The following is a 17,771-nucleotide window of genomic DNA, read 5'->3' on the forward strand; positions in this document are numbered from 1 at the left end:
ACTCACAGTGGGCGGCCTTTTCACATTCACAGAATTACCCTTTCGGTAGTCGCGTGAATGCTCATCGCATGTGATGTAACAATTTTCTGACCTGCGCAGATGTCCCTGCGAACACCCTTACTACGGGAAGCGGTGAGACATTTGTTGAATCGTCCACGAGCACTGATGGCCGCCGCCGGTCTCGGGGCGGCTCTGTGTGTCGCCCCGGCGATCCAGGCCGGTGCCGCGACGGAGTCCACCTACGTCGTCCTCTACCGCGAGGGCGCCTCGTCGTCGAACGCCGCGAACACCATCGCGAGCGCCGGCGGCACCGTGGTCGCGAACTACAGCCAGATCGGCGTCGTGATCGCACGGTCGTCGAGCGGCGGGTTCGCCTCCGCGTTGAAGCAGAACGGCAACGTCGAGGGCGTCGCCGCGACGTCGGGCCTCGGCGTGCAGGTCGCACCCGCTCAGGCCGACGGCACCGAGGACGTGTCGGCCGACGCCACGTGGGGCGACTCGCTGTCCGGCCTGCAGTGGGACATGCAGCAGATCAACGTGCCGCAGGCGCACCAGGTCACGCCCGGCAGCAAGCAGGTCGTCGTCGCCACGCTCGACACCGGCCTCGACTTCACCCACCCCGACCTCGCGCCGAACTACGACGCGTCACGCAGCGCGGACTGCTCGAGCGGCGCACCGGCACCGCTGCTGCCCGGCAACGACCAGAACGGCCACGGCACCCACACGGCCGGGACCATCGCCGCCGCCGCGAACGGCACCGGCATCGTCGGCGTGGCGCCGAACGTGCGTCTCGCGGGCGTGAAGACGAGCAACGACGACGGCTACTTCTTCCCGGAGATGGTCGTCTGCGCGTTCATGTGGTCCGCCGCGCACGGCATCAACGTCACCAACAACAGCTACTTCGCCGACCCGTGGCTCTTCAACTGCCGCAACGACGCCGACCAGCGCGCGATCTGGAAGGCCGAGCGCAGGGCGATCCGGTACGCGCAGTCCAAGGGCGTGCTCGTGGTGTCCTCTGAAGGCAACGACAGCACGGACCTCTCGCACCCGCGCGTCGACGTGATCAGCCCCGACTTCCCGCCCGGCAGCGAGCAGGAGCGGGAGATCACCAACGCGTGCGCGGTCGTCCCGGTCGAGGTCCCCGGCGTCGTCGGCGTGACGGCGACGGGCAACAAGCGGTTCAAGTCGTACTACTCGAGCTACGGCATCTCGACGGCCGACGTGGCCGCACCGGGTGGCGACGCGCTCCTGCAGCTCACCCCGGCCGCCCCGAACGGCCGTGTGCTGTCGACGTACCCGAGCTACCGGCCGTGCACGCGGCAGGTGGTCGAGAACGGCGCGAAGTACTGCTACCTGCAGGGCACGTCGATGGCCGGGCCGCACGTGGCCGGTGTCGCCGCGCTGCTGCTGAGCCAGCAGGGCAGCGCGGGCGCGGCGGCCAAGCTCCAGCAGGCGACCAACCCGCTCCCGTGCCCCGACACGTCGATCTACGCGGCCTTCCCGCAGAACAGCGGGGAGCCGCAGACGTGCCAGGGCGGAACGGCGCACAACAGCTTCTACGGCTCGGGTGAGATCGACGCCCTCAAGGCCGTGAGCTGACGACGAGGGGCCGCTCACCTGCGGGTGGGCGGCCCCATTCGCCGCCGTGATGTCCGGACCCGAACCACCGGTAACAGCTATCAGGTGGCTCGCGATGCCAAGTCACCCTGATCACGGCGGGAGACCCTCATGACCTTGAGCGTGCTCGGCGACCTGAACTGGTTAGCCGTCATCGTGGCCACTATCGCGTACTTCGCGCTGGGCGGCCTGTGGTACGCGGAGTTCGCGTTCGGCAGGGCCTGGCAGCGGTCGGCGGGCTGGGACCTCAACCCTCCGGAGAACGCGGGCGCCGGCATCTACGCCGTGCCGCTCGTCACCTGCTTCGTCGCGACGCTCGCCACCGCGATGGTCGGTGCCGCGTCGAACACCGACAACATCATGGAAGGCATCCTGCTCGGCCTCCTGGTCGGCATCGGCGTCGCTCTACCGGTGATCTTCGTGACGGGCACCTTCGACATGACCAAGCCCGCTCCCATGACCTTCGCGGCCATCGGAGCGGGTTATCACATAGTGGGGCTCGCGCTCGCGGGCGCGATTCTGGGGCTCTGGGTCTGAGTCCCGTTGCGCCGCGCGTACCTGGCCGCCTCCGCCCGGTTCGGCACGCGCAGCTTCCGCAGGACCGACGCCACGTGGTGCTCCACGGTCCGGCGCGACAGGAACAACTCCTCGGCGATCTCGGTGTTCCGCCGCCCGTCGGCGAGCAGGGTCAGCACCTCGCGTTCGCGCGCGCTGAGGCCGTCGGCACCGGTGGTGGTGGCACGTCTGGGGATGTCGCGGACGCCGTGCTCGCGCAGGCGTCGTGCGGTGACGTCGCGCATCGGCTGGGCGCCCAGCTCGTCGAACACGGCGAGGGCCTCGCGCAGCAGGCGTTCGTCGTCGCTGTCGAGCAGGGCGAGCGCCGCCTCGTACGGGCAGCCGATCTCCCGCCACCGCAGCGCGGCCTGCTCGTGGAAACCGTTGAGCTGCAACCGGTACGGCTCGGCGGCGCCCGCCGGAACCGCGGACGGCGGCTCGGTCCGCGACAGCAGGAGAGCGAGCTCGCCGAGGTGCCACGGTTCCTCCGCGACGGCCAGCGCGGGCGTCACGATCGTGCGCACCGCGTCGAGATCGCCCGCGTACCAAGCGGTTTCGGCCAGTGCGCGGGTGGCGCCGACCATCCAGCCGACGACGGGTTCGGCGTTGACCATGACCGAACGGACGTGGGTGAGCAGTTCCCGCGCGTCCTGGTCGCCGCGACGGGCCCTGAGCGTGCCGAGCACCACCATGCTGATCATCGTGCGGCCGTCGTCCACGCCAGCTGACCGCAGCACCTCGGAGGCGAGCGACTCGGCCTCCTCCCACGCGCCCTGCTCGAGCAACGCCCGTGCCCGGAACGCGCGCAGCCACTGCCGCCAGATCTCCTGGCCGTGGTCCTCGGTGAACGCGATCGCCTCCGCGTACCACTGGTCGGCCAGCCGGTACCAGCGGCGCGTCACGCAGATCAGCTGCGCCCAGAAGTACCCGAGACCGGCCTCGTCGTGCGCGCCGGCGGACCGGGTCTGCCTGATGCTGTCCGCGATGAGGTCGAGACCGGCCGGGTCACCGCTCTGCGCACGGCCGATGCCGATCGCCAACGCCGCCAACGCCCGTGTGAGCGGGCCGTCGACCGGCACCCGCTCGCCCCACGCGACGGCCTCGGCGTTGCGGAACCCCATGGCCGCGAACTTCCCCCGCACGGCGCAGGCGAGGGCGAACTCCGGCCCCGACGGCGGGCCGCCGAGCAGTTCGACGGCCTGCTCGCTGGCCCGTTCACCGAGCGGCACCTCCCGTGCGAGGTGCAACGCGGTGATCGCCAGGCCGACCAGCGCCACGCCCTGACGACGCCGGTCCCCGACCGCCGTCCACGCCGCCACGGACTCCTGCCACCACCGCAGCGCGGCGTCGAGGTCGTCGGACAGGTGGCACTGTCGTCCCAGCCCTTCGAGCAGCTCCGCCCGTTGCGCACGATCACCGCAGACGTCGAGGGCACGCCGCAGGTGCGCGGCCGCTTCCTTGTGCGCGCCGAGAGCGGAAGCCTGCTCAGCGGCCGCCCGCGCGTACGTGAGCAGCGCCGCGCGGTCGTGGGCGCGCAGGGCGTGGCCTGCGAGCCGGACGGGGTCGGCGTCCGGCCGCAACACCTCCAGCGCGCGCCGGTGCAGCTCCGCGGCACGCCCCGGTGCGATCGCCTCCTCGACCGCCACCCGCGCGAGCTCGTGCCGGAACGACACCACGCCGCCGTCCGCGACGACGAGGCCCCGGTCCGCGCATTCGTCGAGATCACCGGGAGGACGTCCGGACACGGCCGCCACCACGCGCGGTGCGGCTCGCGGCCCGAGGCACGCGAGCGCGTCCAACGCGTCGCGCGCACCGGGCGCCAGCCGTGCGGCCCTGGCCAGCACCGCGTCCCGGACGGTCGTGGGCACGGACTCCGCCTGGTCGGCCAGCACCTGCGTGACGAAGAAGGCGTTGCCGCCGGTGCACCGGTGCAGTTCGGCCGGGTCCACCCCGGACCCCGAGGCGAGAGCGGTCACGGCGGCGAGCGACAACGGTGGCACGGCGAGCCTGCGCACCATCGGGGCGGTCGACAGGTCGCCCGCGAGCACCCGCAACGGATGGCGCGCCCCGACCTCGTCCTCCCGGTACGCCACCACGACCATCGCCTGGCACCGCTCGATCCGCCGGCCGAGGAACCGCAGGAGGTCGAGCGTGCTGTCGTCGGCCCACTGCGCGTCGTCGACCACGACCAGCGTCGCGGTGGCACGCAGCTCGTCCAGGAAGAGGCGGCGGAACTCGACGGGGTCGCCGCTGACCGGGAGCTCCATGTCGCGCAGGGGTCCCAACGGCACGGGCGTGGTCAGCGGCTCGCAGGTGCCGTGCCACGACCGTCCGTCGACGCACCGGCCGAACTCGCTGATCAGCGCGGTCTTGCCCGCACCGGCGTCACCACCGACGAGCACCAGCCGGCCGTGCCCGGACACGGCCTCGTCCCACCACGAGGCCAGCGCGGCACGCTCGCGGTCGCGTTCCACCAGCGCGGTTGCGCCCACGAACCGATGGTAGGTAGTGAATTGGGTAGTCACCACGGATGTCCGGCTCCCCCGTCCGGCCGCACTCTCGCCGCATGGACTACGACGTGATCATCGTGGGAGCGAGCATCGCCGGGTGCACCGCGGCGACGGCGTACGGACGCGCGGGACTGCGCGTGGCGTTGCTGGAACGGCACCACAACCCTCAGGCGCACAAGACGCTGTGCGGGCACTTCATCCTCGGCGGAACCCACGACGTGTTGCAGCGGCTGGGTTTCTGGCAGCAGATGCTCGACCACGGCGCGGCCGTCACTCCGCGGCTGGGCATCTGGACGGACGCCGGGTGGATCGTGCAGAGACCGGGCAACGGCGTGCCGCCCGCCATCAGCCTGCGCCGCAGCAAGCTCGACCCGCTGCTGCGCGACATCGCCGCCGCCACTCCCGGGGTGGACCTGCTGATGGGTCAGAAAGTCGTCGAACTGGTCGAAGACGGGGTCGTGACGAACACGGGCACCACGCTGCGCGCCCGCCTGGTCGTCGGTGCGGACGGCCACCGCTCGACGGTCGCGCAGCTCGCCGGGGTGCCGGAGGACCACGCCCCGAACGAGCGGTTCCTGTTCTGGGCCTACTACGAGGGCGTGCGGATGAGCGGCCCCGGCGACGGTCAGGTGTGGCAGCTCGACCCGGACGTCGCCGTCTGCGTGCCTGCGGGAGACGGCCTGACGCTGGTCGGCGTCTTCCCCGCCAAGGCACGGCTGGCGGAGTTCGCGGACGACCGGCTCGCGGCGTTCGACAGCTTCGTCGCACGGCTGCCGAGTGGTCCGTCACTGGCCGGCGCCCGCCGCACGTCGAACCTGGTCGGCACCACCGACTACCCGTGTGTGCGGCGTGATCCGGCCCCGCGGCCGGGGGTCGCGCTGATCGGTGACGCAGCTACGACCTCCGACCCCGTTCCCGCCGTCGGGTGCGGCTGGGCGTTCCGGAGTGCGGCGTGGCTGGCCGAGGCCACCGCCGGACCGTTGCGCGACGGGACGGACCTCGGTCCGGCGTTGCGCCGCTACCGCCGTGCGCACCGGTTCATCGGCAGGTACGACGACATCGGACGACGTGACGCGCTCGCGAAGCCGCCCAACGCACTTCAGCGCACCATTCGTTCCGCTGCCGTCACCGACCCGTGGATCGCCCGCAGGCTGGCCGCGTTCGGGGCGCGCGCGGAGCCACCGTCGGTGCTGCTCAACCCGGTGGTGGCCGGGCGGGCGCTGCTCAGCTACTTGCGCCAGAACAGGTGATGCGTCACGCCGCTCGAGCTCGGCACCACGTCGAGGTGGAACCGGTCGAGCAGCTCGTCGGGCGAGTCCCACAGCCGCAGTCCCGAGCCCAGTTCCAGCGGCGACACCGCGACGTGCATGGTGTCGACGAGGTCTGCGTCGAGGAACTCACGGATGGTCGTGACGCCGCCGCCGAGCCGGACGTCCTTGCCCTGCGCCGCCTCCCGCGCCTGCGCGAGCACGGAGGCGGGGTCGTCGTCGACGAAGTGGAACGTGGTCTCGCCCAGCGTGAAGGACGGGCGCAGGTGGTGGGTCAGGACGAAGACCGGCGTGTGGAACGGCGGCTCGTCACCCCACCAGCCCTGCCACTCGTGGTCGGTCCACGGCCCGCGCTGGGGCCCGAACTTGTTGCGGCCCATGATCTCGGCGCCGATGTTGTGCGCGAAGTCCCGCGTGAAGTAGTCGTCGAGACCCCGGCTGCCACCGGGGTCCGTGCGGTTGGGCCAGCTCGCCGTCGCGCCCGCCCAGGCGAACAGGCGCTCGGGCGAGACGTCGAGACCGAAGGGGTTCTCGAAGCTCTGGGCCTCGCCGGCGGCGATCCCGTCGCTCGAGACCACGAAGTTCTGCACTCGCAGCAGTTGAGTCACGTCATGAAGACTCGCAGAGCCGGCAGAACTCATCGCTGGCCGTGCGCCGCCTTGTGCAACTCACGCAGCGCGCGCACCGACGACACGGCGTACTCGCGGTCCACGGCCTGAACAGCCATGACCGAGATGTACTCGTCGTCCGGCAGCTCCAGCCGGGCCCACGCGGCGCCGTCCGGGAAGCTGACCGACAGCACGTCGTTCCACTCGAAGTGGTGAGACGTCACGACGTTGCGCACGTCGACACCCGAGGCGTCGGCGGTGACGCGCGGACGGGTCAGCAGCAGCACCCCGCCCGCCAGCAGGAAGCCCAGGACGATCATCGCGACCTGGTCGGACGTCCGGAAGATCACGCCGGTCGGGGTGTTGCCGAGCAGCAGGCCGACGACCGTGAAGACGACGACCAGACCGACCGCGCACGCCCACGCGACGCGGCGGATCTTCTTGGGGCGGAACACGATCGTCGTCACTCGAAACCCCGCTCGGTCCACGGCTGACGCAGTCCGCGCAGCACCAGCGCCGTGTCGATGGCGGCCACGGTCGCCTCGTAGCCCTTGTCCTCCACCGAGTCCGGCCAACCGGCTCGCGCCACGGCCTGCTCCTCGGTGTTGCAGGTGAGCACGCCGTTGCCGACCGGCGTCGACTCGTCCAGGGCGACACGCGTCAGGCCGTCGGTCACCGAATCGCACACGTACTCGAAGTGCGGGGTGCCGCCGCGGATCACCACGCCCAGCGCGACGACCGCGTCGTGGTGGCGTGCGAGCTCCTGCACCACGACGGGAAGCTCGATCGCACCGGCGACGCGCACGACCGTGGTGTCGACGCAGCCCGCGTCGGCGGCGGCCTTCAGCGCACGGTCGAGGAGCTGATCGGTGATCTTGCTGTTCCAGCGCGTCGCGGCGATCCCGACGCTCAGGCCCTTGCCGTCGAGCGGAGTCTGCTCTGGACGGCCCTCGCCACTCATTCCTGGTCCTCCGTAGCGGAAACAACGGCCTCGTACTGCTCCAGCTGGTGCAGCTCGTGGCCCATCCGGTCACGCTTGGTGCGCAGGTACCGCAGGTTCTCCGGGTTCGGGGAGATCGGCAACGGCACCCTGTCGAGCACACGCAGACCGTATCCGGCCTCCAGACCGACGCGCTTGGCCGGGTTGTTCGTCAGCAGCCGCATGGACTTGATGCCGAGGTCGACGAGGATCTGCGCGCCCGTGCCGTAGTCGCGCGCGTCGGCGGGGACGCCCAGCGCGAGGTTCGCGTCCACGGTGTCCGCGCCCTGGTCCTGCAGCTGGTAGGCCTGCAGCTTGTGCATCAGGCCGATGCCGCGGCCCTCGTGGCCGCGCATGTACAGCACGACGCCACGTCCTTGTGCCGCAACGGCTTCCAGTGCCGCGTCGAGCTGCGGGCCGCAGTCGCAGCGCAACGAGCCGAACACGTCACCGGTGAGGCATTCGGAGTGCACGCGCACCAGCACGTCCTCGCCGTCGCCGATCTCGCCGTACACCAGCGCCACGTGCTCGATGCCGTCGAGCGTGCTGTCGAAGCCGACGGCGGTGAACACGCCGTGCGCGGTCGGGATCCGCGCTTCCGCGACGCGTTCGACCTGGGTCTCGACGCGGCGGCGGTACGCGATCAGGTCGGCGATCGTGATCAGCGCGAGGTCGTGGTCGGCCGCGAACACCTCGAGCTCGTCGCGTTGCGCCATCTCCTCTTCGAGCTTCTGCGACACGATCTCGCAGAGCACACCCGCCGGGGACAGTCCCGCGAGACGGGCGAGGTCGACGGACGCCTCCGTGTGACCGGGGCGGCGCAGCACCCCGCCGTCGCGGGCGCGCAACGGCACGACGTGGCCGGGCCGGGTGAAGTCGCTGGCCTTCGCGGTCGGGTCGGCGAGCAGCCGGATGGTGCGGGCGCGGTCGGCGGCCGAGATGCCGGTGCCGATGCCCTCGCGCGCGTCCACCGTGACCGTGTACGCGGTGCCGCGCTGGTCCTGGTTCGTGTGGTACATCGGCGGCAGGTCGAGCCGGTCGCAGTCGGAGTCGGTCAGCGCCACGCACACGTACCCGGACGTGTAGCGGACCATGAACGCGAGCAGCTCCGGCGTCGCCTTCTCGGCGGCGAAGATGAGGTCGCCCTCGTTCTCGCGGTCCTCGTCGTCCACGACGACCACGGGGCGCCCGGCGGCGATGTCCTTGATCGCCCGCTCGATGTCGGCGAAGTCGGTGCTCACTGGGTCTCCTCGCCCGCGATGGCCCGCAGGTGCGGGACTGCCAGTCGTTCAACGTACTTCGCCAGCACGTCGACCTCCAGGTTCACCACGTCGCCGGGCAGGCGGTGCCCGAGCGTGGTGAGGTCGAGCGTGGTGGGGATGAGGCTCACGGTGAACTCGGTCTCGGAGACGGTGACGACCGTCAGCGAGACTCCGTCGACCGTGATCGAACCCTTCTCCACGACGTACCGGGCGAGCTGGGGCGGCAGTCCGATGTGGACGATCTCCCAGTGCTCGGCCTTCTCCCGCGAGAGAATCGTGCCGGTGCCGTCGACGTGGCCCTGCACGATGTGGCCGCCGAGGCGCTGGCCGACCGCGGCCGCGCGCTCCAGGTTGACCCTGTCGCCCTCCGCCACCTTGGCGAGGCTGCTGCGCACGAGGGTCTCGCGCATCACGTCCGCGGTGAAGGTGTTGTCCTCGACCTCCACGACGGTGAGGCAGACGCCGTTCACCGCGATGGAGTCGCCGTGCTTGGCATCGCTGGTCACGATCGGTCCTGAGATGCGGATCCGTGCCGCGTCGGGCAGATCCTGCGTCGCGACCACGTGCCCGAGTTCCTCGACGATCCCGGTGAACACCGCTCCTCCTAAATTTGCGGAACCGCGCTGATCCGCAAGTCCGGTCCGCTCATGGTGACGTCTTCCACGGTCAGCCGGACAGCGTCCGTGATGGTTGACACGCCCGCGTCCACCACCGCCGCGGGACCGTTCCCGAGGATGGCGGGCGCGACGTAGGCGAGCACGCGGTCGATCCTGCCAGCACGCAGGAACGCACCTGCCACAGTTGCACCACCTTCGAGCAACACGTCCACGACACCCCGGCCGGCCAGCGCGGTCAGCACCTCGTCCGGGTCGTGCGTACGCAGGTGTAGCGCGGTGTGCTGGAGTTTGGCTCCACCCGGCAGGTCGCTCATGCCCACGACCACGGGCAACGGCTGATGGGGCAACGGCATTCCGTCGGCGTCCCTGGCGGTCAGCGCCGGGTCGTCCTTGCGGACCGTGTTCGTGCCCACGATGATCGCGTCGAGCTTCGCACGCATGTCGTGGACCTGCTTGCGGGAGGTCTCCGAGCTGATCCACTGGCTGGTGCCGTCCTGGGCGGCGATCCGGCCGTCGAGCGACGCCGCGTACTTCCACGTGACGTGTGGACGGCCCGTGCGCGCGTAGTGCAGCCACGCCCTGAGGGGCCCCTTGGCGACCTCGTTCTCCAGTAGGCCGCTCTCAACGGTGATGCCGGCTTCTTCGAGGCGTTTCGCTCCACCCGCGGCTTTGGGGTCCGGGTCGCTGACGGCGTGGATGACGTGCTTTATGCCTGCTTCGATGAGCGCTTCGGTGCACGGCGGCGTACGGCCGTAGTGCGAACACGGCTCGAGGGTGACTATCGCCGTTCCGCCACGAGCCTTGGTTCCGGCTTCCTTGAGCGCCATGACCTCGGCGTGCGCCCCGCCGATCGGCTGGGTGCCGCCGAAGCCCACCGCGTGGCCGTGCTCGTCGAGGACGACGCAGCCGACCGGCGGGTTGGGGCTCGTGGTGCCCCGCACCCGCTCGCTCTCCGCGATGGCGAGCACCATCGCGTCCTCGGGAGTCACGTGGTCCTGATCCCCTGAGCGCCGGCTGCCTGGGCGCGCAGGGCTTCGACGGCCTTGCCGGGGTCGGCGGCGTCGTACACGGCGGAACCGGCGACGAAGCAGTCCACTCCGGCCTGCGCGGCCTGTTCGATCGTGTCGGCGTTGATGCCGCCGTCGATCTCAACGAGCAGCTTGAGGTGCCCGGTGTCGACGAGGTGCCGGGCCTGCCGGACCTTCTCGAGCGTGTCCACCATGAACTTCTGCCCGCCGAAGCCCGGCTCGACCGACATCACCAGCAGTGTGTCGTAGTGCTTGAGCACCTCGACGTACGGCTCCAGCGGCGTGCCGGGCTTGATGCTCAGACCCGCCTTGCTGCCCGCGGCCCTGAGGTCCTTGGCGAGCTTCACCGGGTCGTTCGCTGCCTCGACGTGCACGGTGACGTTGTAGGCACCCGCCTCGGCGTACCCGATGGCCCAGCGGTCCGGGTCCTCGATCATGAGGTGGCAGTCGATGGGGATGTCGGTGACCTTCAGCAGCGACTTCACCACGGGCAGGCCGAGCGTCAGGTTCGGCACGAAGTGGTTGTCCATGACGTCGACGTGGATCCAGTCCGACGTCGGCACCGCGGCGAGCTCGTCGGCGAGCCGCGCGAAGTCGGCGGACAGGATGCTGGGGGCGATCATCGGCGTGTGGACCACAAGGGTGAAGTCTAGGTGTCCAGCAGGTCGAGCAGCCTGCCGGGAGCCTCGTCGGTGACCACCACGACACCCGCGTCGGTGAGCGTCGTGACGTGCGTCTCCCACATGGGGTGACGTCGCTTGTCCGCGCTTGCCTGGGGCATGACGACGACCTTGCAGTTCTCGACGCCGATGGCCTCGTTCAACGCGGTGAGCGCCTGGTTGTCGCCGATGCCGAGGGCCAGCTTGGCCACGGAGTTCGCGCTGGCGGGGGCGAAGATGAACGCGTCGGGCGTCGGGTAGGGCTTGGGCTGGCTCGGCAGCCGCGGGTTCCACCGGATCTCCAGGTCGGTGAGGGCCTGGAGTTCGTCCAGCTCGTTCGCCTCTTCGAACCACGGGACGACCGTCGGGGTCAGCGTGATGGCCAGCCGCCAGCCTCGTCGTGTCGCGGGCTCGGCGAGTTCCGTGCGGAACCAGGTCTCGACGCCGCCGCAGCCGCTTGCGACCAGTCCGAGCAGCCCACGTGTCATGGAGTCGATCTTAGGCGTCCCAGGTCGACCACGAGGGCGAAGCAGCAGTCGCAGCGCTCGCTGGGCTGCCCGATGTCGAACACCTCAGGTTCGGGCACCGGGGATTTCGTGCGTGTCCCTGCGGTCGAGGCGTCAACTCCACCGGTGTTCCGACGACCACGATCTCCGTGGCGCTGTTGTTCTGGGGCCACCATCGAGACCACCTCACCGTCGGTGTGTCCCCTGGGCGTCCCGCACAACCCCCGGAACCGCATGGTGTGGCGATCTTCACCACGGCCGGCAGGGCCTGCCCCTGCTCGATCGCGGCGGGATCCGGGCGATCCAGCAATCGTCACCCGATCAGGGCCCCAGCGGCCACGATCAGGGCACCAGCAGCGCCCCGATCACCCTCGGCCACCGCCCGGCTCGGGCACGGCCGATGTGCGCGTCGCCGTGGACGTCACCGATCTGGGCGACGCCACCGTGGGCGTCACCGACCGTGTTGCTGTCCCGGTTCTCCGCGCTCATCGGCCGCCCAGAACTGTCAGACCCCGTCCCTACCGTCGTTCACGAGCGCTCAGGAAGGGCGTCGCAGCACCGCGCAGAACATCGCATCGGTTCCGTGCAGGTGCGGCCAGAGCTGAACGTGCGGCCCGTCCCCGAGGTCCGGAACTCCGGGGAAGAGCTCGCGCGTGTCCAGCACCTCGGCCCCGGTTCGCCGGGCGACGTCGGTGACGACCCCGACTGTTTCGGAGAGATGAGGTGAACACACGACATAACCCACGACGCCGCCAGGACGCACCAGTCGCAACGCCTCGGTGAGCAGCTCGCGCTGCAGCTTCGTGAGCGTGCCGACGTCGGCGGGCTGGCGCCTCCACCGCGCCTCCGGGCGCCTGCGCAGTGCACCGAGACCGGTGCAGGGCGCGTCGACCAGTACGCGGTCGAACGCCCCTTCGACGAAGTCGGTCTCGCGGCCGTCGGCCACGTGCACGGTCACCGGCAGGCCTGAGGTGATCTTGCGCACGAGCTCGGCGCGGTGGGGTGCCTTCTCGACGGCGATCAGCTCGCCGCCGTCGAGGCCGACCAGCGCGGCCAGCAGGGCGGCCTTGCCGCCGGGGCCCGCGCACAGGTCGAGCCAGCGGTCGTCAGTGCCCTCGAGCGGCGCGCGTGTCAGGGCGAGTGCGCAGAGCTGGCTGCCCTCGTCCTGCACGTTGGCGAGGCGTTCCCGGACGGGCTCGAGATCGCCCGGGTCGCCCGCCCCGGCCTCCAGGTGCACGCCGTAGGGCGAGTACGGCGCCACGTCGCCGCCGGTGATGGCGGCGAGCTCGTCGGCGCTCACCTCGCCTGGACGTGCCACGAGGTGCACGGCCGGCCGTGCGTCGTCGGCTTCCAGGGCGCGCTTGAGCGGCTCGTCCCGGCTGCCGAGAGCCTCCGCGAACGCCTGCGCGATCCAGCGCGGGTGGGCGTGAGCGAAGGCCAGGTTGCCGATCGGGTCGGTGTCCGGGTCGGGTGCGAGCTCGTCGACCCACGCCGCCTCGTCCTGTTCGGCGACCCGGCGCAGGACGGCGTTGACGAAGCCCGCGATCCCGGAACCGAGCTCGGCCCGGACGAGGTCGACGGTCGAGGCGACCGCCGCGTGCGACGGAATTCGGGTGCGCAGCAGCTGATACGCACCGAGCCGCAGCGCGTCGAGCGCCGAGCCGTCCACTTCGGACAGTGGGCGGTCGGAGCACGCCTCGATGACGGCGTCGAGCAGGCCCTGCGCTCGCGCCGCGCCGTAGGTGAGCTCGGTGGCCAGGGCTGCGTCGCGACCGGTGATGCGGCGGTCGCGAAGCAGTTGCGGCAGCACGAGGTTCGCGTACGCGTCGCGCTGCCGCACCGCGCGCAGCGTCTCCAGCGCGGCGAGGCGTGCCGGGTCCTCCACGGGCGGCCTGGTGGGTCCGGTGCGCCGGCGTGGCGGGTGGGGCCTCTGCGGGCGGGACGGCTTGGAGGCTCCTCGCGAGTGGCTGGTCATGCGGTGTGCCTCACTGTCTCTGGCTCCCCTGCGGCGCCACGGGTCACGCGCGCCGCGTCGTTGTCCTGCCACTCACGGGCGACGGTTGCCGGGCTCGGTCGGGAGCACGTCATGCGATGCGCTCCCCTGCCTCGATGCGCACGCCGCGGGCCCAGTCGGTCGCGGCCATGCGCTTCTTGCCCTGCGCCTGGACCTCACCGAGGGCCACGGCGGTGGTCGCCGTGCCCACGAGCACGCGCTTGCGTTCGACCAGCACCTCGCCGGCGGGCAGGGTGACGTCGTCCACGGGCGTCACGGGACCGAGCTTCAGGCGCTCGCCCCGGAACTCGGCCCACGCGCCGGGTTCGGGCGTCACGGCGCGGGCCAGGCGGTCCACGGCCGCAGCGGGCGCGGTGAAGTCGAGGCGCGCGTCCTCGACGGTGATCTTGGCGGCGTAGGTGACGCCGTCTGCGGGCTGGTCGACGGCGCGCAGGGTGCCGTCCTCGATTCCGTCCACAGTGGAAAGGAGGAGGTCTGCCCCTGAGATCGACAGCCGGGTGAGCAGGTCGCCGGAGGTGTCGCGGTCGCGCACCTTCTCGGTCACCACGCCGAACACCGGGCCGGCGTCGAGCTCCTTGACGATCCGGAACGTGGAGGCGCCCGTGATGTCGTCGCCGTTGCGCACGGCGGCCTGCACCGGCGCGGCACCGCGCCAGGCGGGGAGCACGGAGAAGTGGAGGTTGACCCAGCCGAACTTCGGGACGTCGAGCGTGCGCTGCGGAAGCAGGTTGCCGTAGGCAACGACCGGGCAGAGGTCGGGTTCCAGGGCGCGCAGGCGCTCCAGGAACTCGGGGTCTCCCGCCTTGGCGGGCGTGAGGACCTCGATGCCGTGCTCGTCGGCGAGCGCGCCGACCGGGGAGCGCTCCAGCTTGCGGCCGCGGCCGGAGGGGGCGTCGGGGCGGGTGACCACGGCGACGACGTCGTGGCGGGGGGAGTCGATGAAGGCGCGCAGCGAGGGAAGTGCGACCTCGGGCGTGCCGGCGAACACGAGTCGCATGGTCAGCTGGACCTGCCGAAGAGTGGGTGCGGGCTCTGCTTCAAGGTGGGGACCGTACCGTCGAACCACTCGGACTGCCGGATTTCCTTCATGGCCCGCTTGCGGGTGTCGGCGTCGAGGCGGTCGAGGAAGAGCACGCCGTCGAGGTGGTCGGTCTCGTGCTGGATGCAGCGCGCCAGGGTCTCGGTGCCCTCGACCTCGATGGGCTCGCCGTGCATGTTCCAGCCCTTGCCCACGACGTGCAGGTGGCGCTTGCAGTCCCACGACATGCCGGGAATGGACAGGCAGCCCTCGGGCCCGTCCTGCATCTCCTCGCCGACCACTTCCCAGGTCGGGTTGACGAGGTGTCCCGCGAAGCCGTCGCAGTGGTAGGTGAAGACACGCAGTCCAACGCCGAGCTGCGGCGCGGCGAGTCCCGCCCCGCCCGCGTCCTGCATCGAGTCCCACAGGTCCTTGACCAGGGTGCGCAGTTCCTTGTCGAAGTCGGTGACCTCGACGGCGGGGGTGCGCAGCACCGGGTCGCCGAACAGGCGGATGGGTTGGACGGTCACGCAGTGCTCCTCGTGGTGGACTGGAGGTCAGTCTACGAGGAGCGCGGTCAGTGCTCGGACGCGCTGCCGAGGAAGATCACGCCCACCAGCGCCACGACGAAGTGGCCGGTGAAGCGCAGTGCCGTCAGCACGGGGCGGAACAGCGCGCGGAAGTTGAAGTGGGCTGCCGGTGCGCCGGTGAAGGTGGTTGTCGTCATGACACACACTGTGCCGTTCGCGCAGGTCAGCCCACATCAGCTCGGGGTATCGAGCCTTCATCGGCCCGAGGTAGGAAGATCGGGTGCAACACTCGGCCGGAAGGTGGACACCTCCAGGTCATGAGGCTGATGCGACCGAGCTGGGAGGGGGCGGCCGCTGTGCCCGACGACGCCCCGTCGGACGCCGAACTGTGGGCACGTGGCGACGAGCGCGCCTTCGGGGAGCTCTACGACCGATATGCCGAGGCGGTGTGGAACCACGCCTACCGGCTGACCGCGTCGTGGTCGACCGCGGAGGACCTGACGTCGGCGACGTTCCTGACGGCCTGGCGCCGCCGTGCGGAGATGACGCTCGTGCGGGACAGCGCGCTGCCGTGGCTGTTCACCGTCGCGGGCTTCCTCGCGCGCTCGGAGTTCCGGCGCAAGGCGAGGTTCAGCCGGCTGCTGCACCGCGTGCCCAGGCAGGACGTGCAGCGCGACCACGCCGACGACGTCGCCTCCGCCCTCGACCACGAGGCTCGGCTGCGCCGGGTGCTGGAAGCCGTCGAAGCCCTCCCCCGCGCCGAACGCGAGGCCGTGGAGCTGGTCCTGCTGGGCGAGCTGTCCGTCGCACAGGCGGCCGAGGCCCTGGGCGTCGCCGAGGTCAGCGTCCGTTCCCGCATCTCGCGCGCCCGCACCCGGCTGCGCAAGCAACTCTCCGACGACACCCTGGAGGTGGAGTGATGCCCCTCGACCTGCCACCTCGCCGCGTCCTTCCCGAGGACGTCAAGGAGCGCATGCGCCCGGTCTTCACCCAGTCCCGCGACCGCGGCAGGCGCGCTCCGCTGGCCGTGGCCGCCGGAGTCCTCCTGATCGCGGGCGGCGTCGTCGCCACCCAGATCGTCACCCAGCCCGTTCACGAGGTGGACTCGGGTCATCTGCAGGTGGTCGCCCCGTCCAGCCGGGACCTGGACAGGTGCCGCGCCGCCCTGAACGACCAGAACTGGAGCTCCACCCGGATGGTCGTCTTCGACCTGCGCAAGGTCCTGGTCGGCGAGGACGGGCGCTTCTGCGAGCTCACCCGCACCCGAGCCCGAGTCGCGGCGGAGGACTTCAAGCCGACCGCGCTGGAGGACGGCTCGATCACCTTCCGTTCCACCAAGATCATCGCCGGTGTCCCGCCGTCGGGCGCGCGAACGGCGCACGCCGTCAACAGCAGCTACACGCACTCCCCGCTCGGCCCTGGTCCCGAGGGCGTCGTCACCCCGGGCTTCTTCATCGTCGAAACCCCGGGCGTGGTCTCGGAGCTGGTGTTCGACGACCGAACCATGCGCATGCCGAGCATCTCCTCGAAGTCGGCAACGGTCACGGACAGCTATGAGAACAGCGACACCGACCCGTGGTCGGAGGAGAGCGTCCTCGCCCGTTGCGTCGACATCGCCTCCGACGGCGGCAGGAGCGCGGAAGAGCTGGTGGGGTTCGAGCCACTGATGGTCACCGGACTCGACCAGCACCACGGCATGATGATCGCCCACCGCGAGCACGAGAAGTGGGCGTACTGCAGCTTTTCCGGGGGTACCAACGGCGGCCTGCAGCTGCTGAACGTCATGGAAGACGACCCTGACAAACCGTTCATGTACATCGGCGACAAAACCGGATCGGACTACTCCGTCATCGGGCGCGTCGACCGGGCCGCGAAGAGCGTCCTGGTGTCCGACGGCGGCCATCCGCCGGTGTCCGCGGAGGTCGCCGACGGGCACTTCCTCGCCGCGGTCCCCATCTTGGACGAAGCCAAGACGATCCCGAAGGACCACCTGCGCCTGGTAGTGCGCAACGACAAAAATCAGATCATCTACGAGGGCGGCTTCGGCTGATCATGGAGCCATGACCTGGACAGCACCCGCAGTCGACCTGACCCATGAACCGCTCGTCGGAGCGGAGCGCCTGATGCTGGAGGCGTGGCTCGACCGCCATCGAGCCACGTTCCTGCGCAAGTGCGCTGGCCTGACCGGCGAGCAACTGGCCGAGGCCTCGGCGCCCCCGTCGAACCTGACCCTGCTGGGCCTGATCCGCCACCTGACCGACGTCGAACGCACCTGGTTCCGCATCCGCATCGCAGGCCAGGACCTCAAGGCGCGCTACGCCGCGCACGGCAGCCAGGACGCGGCCTTCGAGAACCTCGACCCGCGCCGCGCCGAGGCCGAGTACACCGACCTGGTCGCCGAGATGGCCGAGGCCCGCGCGGCCGGCGCCACCTGGGACCTCGACCACACCTTCGTGCACGCGCGGTGGGGCGAGATGTCGGTGCGGTGGGTCTACATCCACATGATCGAGGAGTACGCGCAGCACAACGGCCACGCCGACCTGATCCGCGAACGCATCGACGGACACACGGGCGAATAGCCACCACCACACACACGGCGC

20 protein-coding genes are annotated in these 17,771 nt (G+C 70.8%); 6 read left to right on the forward strand and 14 right to left on the reverse strand.

The window, feature by feature from the left end:
• Nucleotides 1-165: 165 nt before the first annotated feature.
• Together ACFOWZ_RS34840 and ACFOWZ_RS34845 are read left to right on the forward strand one after the other, a co-directional pair.
• Nucleotides 166-1,599: a S8 family serine peptidase gene (locus ACFOWZ_RS34840; protein WP_382378203.1), complete on the forward strand. Its 1,434-nt coding sequence runs from the start codon at nucleotides 166-168 to the stop codon at nucleotides 1,597-1,599.
• A gap of 129 nt (nucleotides 1,600-1,728) precedes the next feature.
• Nucleotides 1,729-2,154 carry a DUF1761 domain-containing protein gene (locus tag ACFOWZ_RS34845; protein ID WP_382378204.1) on the forward strand — a complete coding sequence of 142 codons (426 nt, stop codon included), beginning with the start codon at nucleotides 1,729-1,731 and terminating at the stop codon, nucleotides 2,152-2,154.
• Here the strand turns inward: ACFOWZ_RS34845 and ACFOWZ_RS34850 are convergent.
• Nucleotides 2,103-4,664 (reverse strand): ATP-binding protein, encoded by a 2,562-nt coding sequence (locus tag ACFOWZ_RS34850; protein ID WP_382378205.1) that lies wholly within the window; start codon nucleotides 4,662-4,664, stop codon nucleotides 2,103-2,105. The genes ACFOWZ_RS34845 and ACFOWZ_RS34850 overlap by 52 nt on opposite strands.
• A gap of 74 nt (nucleotides 4,665-4,738) precedes the next feature.
• Between ACFOWZ_RS34850 and ACFOWZ_RS34855 the strand changes: the two genes are divergently transcribed.
• Nucleotides 4,739-5,932, forward strand: coding sequence for an FAD-dependent oxidoreductase (locus ACFOWZ_RS34855; protein WP_382378206.1), 1,194 nt, complete (start codon nucleotides 4,739-4,741; stop codon nucleotides 5,930-5,932).
• On the opposite strand, the gene ACFOWZ_RS34860 is transcribed toward ACFOWZ_RS34855, so the two are convergent.
• The 13 genes from ACFOWZ_RS34860 to ACFOWZ_RS34920 all read right to left on the reverse strand — a co-directional run bounded on the left by ACFOWZ_RS34860 (nucleotide 5,911) and on the right by ACFOWZ_RS34920 (nucleotide 15,368).
• Entirely contained in the window at nucleotides 5,911-6,558 is a 648-nt protein-coding gene (locus ACFOWZ_RS34860) for a dihydrofolate reductase family protein (protein WP_382378207.1), read from the reverse strand. The genes ACFOWZ_RS34855 and ACFOWZ_RS34860 overlap by 22 nt on opposite strands.
• A gap of 29 nt (nucleotides 6,559-6,587) precedes the next feature.
• Nucleotides 6,588-7,025: a PH domain-containing protein gene (locus tag ACFOWZ_RS34865; protein WP_382378208.1), complete on the reverse strand. Its 438-nt coding sequence runs from the start codon at nucleotides 7,023-7,025 to the stop codon at nucleotides 6,588-6,590.
• The gene (gene ribH, locus ACFOWZ_RS34870; RefSeq protein ID WP_030471575.1) at nucleotides 7,022-7,519 is read right to left on the reverse strand and encodes a 6,7-dimethyl-8-ribityllumazine synthase; all 498 of its coding nucleotides are present in this window, start codon (nucleotides 7,517-7,519) and stop codon (nucleotides 7,022-7,024) included. Before ribH ends, ACFOWZ_RS34865 begins: the two co-directional genes overlap by 4 nt.
• Nucleotides 7,516-8,778, reverse strand: coding sequence for a bifunctional 3,4-dihydroxy-2-butanone-4-phosphate synthase/GTP cyclohydrolase II (locus ACFOWZ_RS34875; protein WP_382378209.1), 1,263 nt, complete (start codon nucleotides 8,776-8,778; stop codon nucleotides 7,516-7,518). The genes ribH and ACFOWZ_RS34875 overlap by 4 nt, the downstream gene beginning before the upstream one ends.
• Nucleotides 8,775-9,395 (reverse strand): riboflavin synthase, encoded by a 621-nt coding sequence (locus ACFOWZ_RS34880; protein ID WP_382378210.1) that lies wholly within the window; start codon nucleotides 9,393-9,395, stop codon nucleotides 8,775-8,777. The genes ACFOWZ_RS34875 and ACFOWZ_RS34880 overlap by 4 nt, the downstream gene beginning before the upstream one ends.
• A gap of 8 nt (nucleotides 9,396-9,403) precedes the next feature.
• On the reverse strand, nucleotides 9,404-10,387 hold the full coding sequence (gene ribD / locus ACFOWZ_RS34885) for a bifunctional diaminohydroxyphosphoribosylaminopyrimidine deaminase/5-amino-6-(5-phosphoribosylamino)uracil reductase RibD (protein WP_382378340.1): 984 nt from the start codon (nucleotides 10,385-10,387) through the stop codon (nucleotides 9,404-9,406).
• Between the two features lie 14 nt (nucleotides 10,388-10,401).
• A complete protein-coding gene (gene rpe, locus ACFOWZ_RS34890; protein ID WP_382378211.1) occupies nucleotides 10,402-11,067 on the reverse strand; it encodes a ribulose-phosphate 3-epimerase in 666 nt (221 codons plus the stop codon).
• Nucleotides 11,068-11,093: 26 nt separating this feature from the next.
• Nucleotides 11,094-11,591 (reverse strand): flavoprotein, encoded by a 498-nt coding sequence (locus ACFOWZ_RS34895; protein WP_382378212.1) that lies wholly within the window; start codon nucleotides 11,589-11,591, stop codon nucleotides 11,094-11,096.
• 360 nt (nucleotides 11,592-11,951) lie between these two features.
• A complete protein-coding gene (locus tag ACFOWZ_RS34900) occupies nucleotides 11,952-12,098 on the reverse strand; it encodes a hypothetical protein (RefSeq protein ID WP_382378213.1) in 147 nt (48 codons plus the stop codon).
• Nucleotides 12,099-12,147: 49 nt separating this feature from the next.
• Nucleotides 12,148-13,584 carry an RsmB/NOP family class I SAM-dependent RNA methyltransferase gene (locus ACFOWZ_RS34905; RefSeq protein ID WP_030471581.1) on the reverse strand — a complete coding sequence of 479 codons (1,437 nt, stop codon included), beginning with the start codon at nucleotides 13,582-13,584 and terminating at the stop codon, nucleotides 12,148-12,150.
• 109 nt (nucleotides 13,585-13,693) lie between these two features.
• Nucleotides 13,694-14,620, reverse strand: coding sequence for a methionyl-tRNA formyltransferase (fmt, locus tag ACFOWZ_RS34910; protein WP_382378214.1), 927 nt, complete (start codon nucleotides 14,618-14,620; stop codon nucleotides 13,694-13,696).
• Nucleotides 14,621-14,622: 2 nt separating this feature from the next.
• The gene (gene def, locus ACFOWZ_RS34915) at nucleotides 14,623-15,171 is read right to left on the reverse strand and encodes a peptide deformylase (protein WP_030471583.1); all 549 of its coding nucleotides are present in this window, start codon (nucleotides 15,169-15,171) and stop codon (nucleotides 14,623-14,625) included.
• 47 nt (nucleotides 15,172-15,218) lie between these two features.
• Nucleotides 15,219-15,368 (reverse strand): hypothetical protein, encoded by a 150-nt coding sequence (locus ACFOWZ_RS34920; RefSeq protein WP_382378215.1) that lies wholly within the window; start codon nucleotides 15,366-15,368, stop codon nucleotides 15,219-15,221.
• 129 nt (nucleotides 15,369-15,497) lie between these two features.
• On the opposite strand from ACFOWZ_RS34920, the gene ACFOWZ_RS34925 reads away from it, so the two are divergent.
• The 3 genes from ACFOWZ_RS34925 to ACFOWZ_RS34935 are packed head-to-tail and all read left to right on the forward strand — an operon-like array spanning nucleotide 15,498 to nucleotide 17,750.
• Nucleotides 15,498-16,091 (forward strand): RNA polymerase sigma factor, encoded by a 594-nt coding sequence (locus ACFOWZ_RS34925; RefSeq protein WP_382378341.1) that lies wholly within the window; start codon nucleotides 15,498-15,500, stop codon nucleotides 16,089-16,091.
• On the forward strand, nucleotides 16,091-17,221 hold the full coding sequence (locus ACFOWZ_RS34930) for a hypothetical protein (RefSeq protein ID WP_382378216.1): 1,131 nt from the start codon (nucleotides 16,091-16,093) through the stop codon (nucleotides 17,219-17,221). Before ACFOWZ_RS34925 ends, ACFOWZ_RS34930 begins: the two co-directional genes overlap by 1 nt.
• Before the next feature lie 10 nt (nucleotides 17,222-17,231).
• Nucleotides 17,232-17,750: a DinB family protein gene (locus tag ACFOWZ_RS34935; protein ID WP_382378217.1), complete on the forward strand. Its 519-nt coding sequence runs from the start codon at nucleotides 17,232-17,234 to the stop codon at nucleotides 17,748-17,750.
• Nucleotides 17,751-17,771 lie beyond the last annotated feature (21 nt).

The organism is Lentzea rhizosphaerae (genome assembly GCF_042649515.1).
GTDB lineage: Bacteria > Actinomycetota > Actinomycetes > Mycobacteriales > Pseudonocardiaceae > Lentzea > Lentzea aerocolonigenes.